Genomic DNA, 4,595 nt, shown 5'->3' with positions numbered 1-4,595 from the left:
TCTTTCATTGTTGTTTTTTGTAAGCATCCGCCCACCCCGAGACTCCACACTATCCTCTCCGTCGGCAGCGTAAGATGTGTAAAAGAGACACCCCCCCGACCGAGGAGTCCCAGTGGGAGACCGTCGCCCGCCGCAGCCTCCGGTCGGTCGCCCCCACCGCCACCACGCCGGGGAAGGCCGCCGGGTACGAGTACGGCGCCGCCCCGCCGCCCTCGACCTCGCGGGTGCCCTCGTTGCCCGCCGCCGCGACCACCACGACCCCCTTGGACACCGCGTAACGTACGGCCGCGCGGTCCTGGCGGGTCGCCAGTTCCTTGGAGATCGACAGGTTGATCACGTCGGCCCCGCGGTCGACGGCGTAGCGGATGCCGCGCGCCACCACGTTCTCGAAGCGCTCGTCGGTGTTGAACGCCCGGAACCCCGGCTCCTCGTCCTCCAGGATCACCCGCACCGACAGCACCCGGGCGCGCGGCGCGACCCCGATGACGCCCAGGCTCCCGTCCGGGCCGTGCCCGTGCCCGGCGATGAGCGAGGCCATGTACGTGCCGTGCAGGCGGCGGGGCGGGACACCCGGCGGGTTCGCCCCGTCGGTGAAGTCGCGGCCCACGGTGACCGAGCCCGCCAGGTCGCGGTGGGCCGGGTCGACGCCCGAGTCGAGCACCGCCACGGTGACGCCGTCGCCCTCGCTGACCCGCCAGGCCCTGGCCAGGTCCAGCGTCCTGATCACCCGCTCCTGCCCGGCCCGTACCTCGTCGGCCAGCGCCTGCGGCGCGTCGGCGAGCACCGGCCCGGCGAGCAGCGCGCCGAGCAGCGCGACCCTCGCCGGGCTCAGCACTGCCACTCCTCGGCCGCGCAGTTGGGCATGCGGGGCTTGCTCAGGTCGGCCAGGACGCGCTCGGAGATCTCGGCCGCGAAGGCGAAGACCGCCGGCCGCTGCTCGCCCGCCTTGCTCGCGGGCCTGCCGTCGACCTGCCCGGCCGTGGTCAGCACCAGGTACGGGCCGGCCTGCCGTACCGATCCCGACTGCCGCACGGCGGGCGTGAACCGGTCGGACACCGTGCCGCGGAAGGCCAGCGGGCGCAGGCCGGGAACGGGTGCGCCGCTGCCCGGGAAGACGGATCTGACGCGGGCGGCGCGCGGCTCGTCGGGCAGCGCGACGACGCCCACGGTGACGAGCACGCCGCGCAGGGCGTCGATGTAGGTGGCGCGCAGCACGGCCCGGCAGCCCGCGTCGGCCAGCGCGGCCGCGGCCTCGGCGTCGACGGCGCCGTCGCAGGCGGTGCGCGGCGAGATGCCGATCCGGCGGGCCCGCTCACGGCCGCCCTGCTCGGCGGAGTAGGTGAGGCTGGCCGGGAAGATGCGCCCGGCCTCCCAGGTGCGCCAGCGCTCGGCGACCTCGCGTTCGGCCGCCGCCCTGAGCTCGGCCGCGCTGGGGCCCCGGGTCAGCTCGGTGCTCGCCGAACCGGCCGAGACCCCGGCGGCCACCGCGCAGACCATGGTCAGCGAGGAGGCCACCAGGAGCGAGGGCCAGAGGCGGGCGTTGTCCACAGGATCGACCTTAATGCGGTCGACCCCGTGTCATCCGTTGGAAAGCAGACCGGTCAGGAATGGGACTCAGTACGACGGCAGGCTGGGGTCGACGGTCTTGACCCAGCTCAGCACACCACCGCCGACGTGTACGGCGTCGGCGAAGCCCGCGTTCTTGACCACCGCGAGCGCCTCCGCCGAGCGGGCGCCCGACTTGCAGTGCAGCACGATGCGCTTGTCCTGCGGCAGCTTCTCCAGGGCCGAGCCGTTGAGGAACTCGCCCTTGGGGATCAGCGTGGCGCCCGGGATGGAGACGATCTCGTACTCGTTCGGCTCGCGGACGTCGACGAGGAAGATGTCGTCGCCGTTGTCCTGCATGGCCTTGAGCTCCTGGGCGGTGATCGTGGAGCCGCTGACCGCCTCGGCGGCCTCGTCGGAGATCGCGCCGCAGAACGCCTCGTAGTCTTCCAGCAGCTGGGTGACCGTCGGGTTCTTGCCGCACAGCACGCACTCGGGGTCCTTGCGGACCTTGACGTCGCGGTACTTCATCTCCAGGGCGTCGTAGATCATCAGCCGGCCGACGAGCGGGTCGCCGATGCCGGTGAGCAGCTTGATCGCCTCGTTGACCTGGATGGAGCCGATCGACGCGCACAGCACGCCGAGCACGCCGCCCTCGGCGCACGACGGCACCATGCCGGGAGGCGGGGGCTCCGGGTAGAGGCAGCGGTAGCAGGGGCCGTGCTCGGCCCAGAACACGCTCGCCTGACCGTCGAAACGGTAGATCGAACCCCAGACGTACGGCTTGCCCAGCAGCACCGCGGCATCGTTCACCATGTAGCGGGTGGCGAAGTTGTCGGTGCCGTCGACGATCAGGTCGTAGCCGGAGAAGATCTCCATGACGTTCTCGGTCGTCAGCGCCGTGTTGTGGATCACGACGTCGATCAGCGGGTTGATCTCGCGGACGGACGCCGCGGCGCTCTCGGCCTTCAGCCTGCCCACGTCGGACTGGCCGTGGATGACCTGGCGCTGCAGGTTGGACTCGTCCACGACGTCGAAGTCGACGACGCCGAGCGTGCCCACCCCAGCCGCGGCGAGATAGAGCAGCGCGGGCGACCCCAGGCCGCCGGCGCCGACACACAGCACCTTGGCGTTCTTGAGCCGCTTCTGCCCGGCCATCCCCACGTCGGGAATGATCAGGTGGCGCGAGTAACGGCGCACTTCGTCGACGGTGAGCTCGGCGGCCGGCTCGACCAGCGGTGGCAACGACACTTTCTACGCTCCCGTTTCAGGGGGTCTCATCTCCATGTGAAACCTAGCCGGGCAGTGGGGCATTCCCCAATCGCGTCTCACTGATCAGACGACGCGCCTCGGCGGCCACCACGCGCGGCACCTCCATCATCGCCACGTGCCCGGCCCCGGGCAGCAGCACCAGCCTCACCTGGCGGAACGCACGGGCGGCCTTGGCGGCCATGGCGGGCCTGACGAGCCGGTCGTGGCGGCCGTGGATGATCAAGGTGGGCGCCCGGACCTTCGCGGCCTGGCGCCACAGGTTGTCCGCGCCGCGCCTGAAGTACTCCGCCACGATGCCGCGGGCCGAGCCGATCATCGCGGCCCCGGCGTGCGGCAGGTCGTCGCGCCGGCGCTGCTCCTCGATCGCTTCGCGCAGCCGTACCGGATGCACGGCGGCCATGTCCGCCCAGATTACCGCGAAGGAGGCGTTGATCCGCTGCTCCGCGGGGATCAGCCTGAGCCGGCCCGCCACCCACTCGCCCAGCCTCGGCGTGGCGGCGGCGGCCACCCGCACCGGGCCGACGCGCGGCAGCAGGTCGGGCAGCGCCGGCGAGATGAGCGTGAGCGAGCGCACCAGCTCGGGCCGGCCTGCCGCGACCCGCACGCAGACCGCGCCGCCCAGCGAGTTGCCGAACAGATGGGCGGGACCGACGTGCTCCAGCAGCCTGACGACCGCGGCCGCGTGCGCGGCCACGCTGTAGTCGCCGTCGGCGGGCGCGGGCGAGTGCCCGGCGCCGGGCAGGTCGATGGCGTGCCCGGTGACGACGTCCTTCAGCTCGTCCATGAGGTCGGTCCAGTTGGTCGCCGCCCCTGCCAGGCCGTGTACGAACACCGCCTGCTCGGGGGCGCCGGCCGGGGTCGACCTGACGTGGACGTCACCGACCATGCGCCCCGGCCAGTGGGGGACCGGCTCTGCCATGCCTCCTCCTCGTTCCACGTAATTACGGACATTTCAGCTTATATCGCTTCATAGATCTCTAATTGATCTAACGACAGCCCAAGGGTGCGGCAAAAGGGCTGGTTCGCCGTTTATGGCCTGCAACCCCCGGAAAGTATGACAACCAGATGACACCCTGCGTGACATCTCAGGCACTCTCCGTCATTACGGAGGATGCCGCAAGTGCAAGGAACCGTTCAGGGGGAAGCACAATGTCCAAGCTCAAGACCATGATGGCCGCCGCCACGCTGACCACCGCCCTCACCGGCGGCATGGTGGGTGTCGGCGAGGCGGCCTCCGCCACCACCACCAACGCCTCCACCAGCGTCGGCACGGCCACCAACGTCTCCAACTACGTCGCTCACCCGCGCTGGTGCCGCTGGCACCGGGGCCACCGCTGGGGCCACGGCTGGGGCCACGGCCACGGCTGGGGCTGGGGCCACCACGGCCGTCGTCACGGCCACGGCCGTTACGTCAACCGCGTCAAGGTGTTCCTCAACCTGGCCGAGGACCGCGTCAGGTCCGTGCACCGCCGCGGCTGCCTGAAGATCCGCCACAACAACGGCGGCCACTGGTAAACCGATCCACCTCGGCCCGGTACGGGCTGAGCTAACGCGGGGGCGCCGGATCATCTCCGGTGTCCTCGCTTTCATGTGTGCGGGTAAGCCGCGATCCCGCATTCGGTCATACGGCTGTGCGGCGGATTCCCGTCAGGGGTCGGAAATGCGATGCAAGAAGGAGTTTCATCGACATAGGAGCTGCTTCCATGGCATTCATCCGCATCGCGGCCGTCCTGCTGGCCGCCTCCGGCGCCGCCCTGGCCACCGCCCCACCCACCCAC

Annotated in this window: 5 protein-coding genes; 1 reads left to right on the top strand and 4 read right to left on the bottom strand. The window is 70.9% G+C overall.

Going from position 1 to position 4,595, the window contains the following annotated elements; translation table 11 throughout:
- Positions 1-49: 49 nt before the first annotated feature.
- The 4 genes from ADY59_RS46590 to ADY59_RS46575 all read right to left on the bottom strand — a co-directional run bounded on the left by ADY59_RS46590 (position 50) and on the right by ADY59_RS46575 (position 3,736).
- Positions 50-835, bottom strand: a complete 786-nt coding sequence (locus ADY59_RS46590) for a S8 family serine peptidase (RefSeq protein ID WP_082310920.1) — start codon at positions 833-835, stop codon at positions 50-52.
- Positions 829-1,548 carry a hypothetical protein gene (locus ADY59_RS46585; RefSeq protein ID WP_231619231.1) on the bottom strand — a complete coding sequence of 240 codons (720 nt, stop codon included), beginning with the start codon at positions 1,546-1,548 and terminating at the stop codon, positions 829-831. Before ADY59_RS46585 ends, ADY59_RS46590 begins: the two co-directional genes overlap by 7 nt.
- Before the next feature lie 66 nt (positions 1,549-1,614).
- A complete protein-coding gene (moeZ, locus tag ADY59_RS46580; protein ID WP_049577576.1) occupies positions 1,615-2,796 on the bottom strand; it encodes an adenylyltransferase/sulfurtransferase MoeZ in 1,182 nt (393 codons plus the stop codon).
- Between the two features lie 43 nt (positions 2,797-2,839).
- Positions 2,840-3,736 (bottom strand): alpha/beta fold hydrolase, encoded by an 897-nt coding sequence (locus ADY59_RS46575; RefSeq protein WP_049577573.1) that lies wholly within the window; start codon positions 3,734-3,736, stop codon positions 2,840-2,842.
- A gap of 230 nt (positions 3,737-3,966) precedes the next feature.
- Here ADY59_RS46575 and ADY59_RS46570 point away from each other — a divergent pair, with 230 nt between their 5' ends.
- The gene (locus tag ADY59_RS46570) at positions 3,967-4,332 is read left to right on the top strand and encodes a hypothetical protein (RefSeq protein WP_049577570.1); all 366 of its coding nucleotides are present in this window, start codon (positions 3,967-3,969) and stop codon (positions 4,330-4,332) included.
- Positions 4,333-4,595 lie beyond the last annotated feature (263 nt).

Origin of the sequence: Nonomuraea sp. SBT364 (genome assembly GCF_001083785.1) — a bacterium.
Classification (GTDB): domain Bacteria; phylum Actinomycetota; class Actinomycetes; order Streptosporangiales; family Streptosporangiaceae; genus Nonomuraea.
Note: the sequence above shows the minus strand (reverse complement) of the source record. Positions and strands in the feature narration are given on the sequence as shown.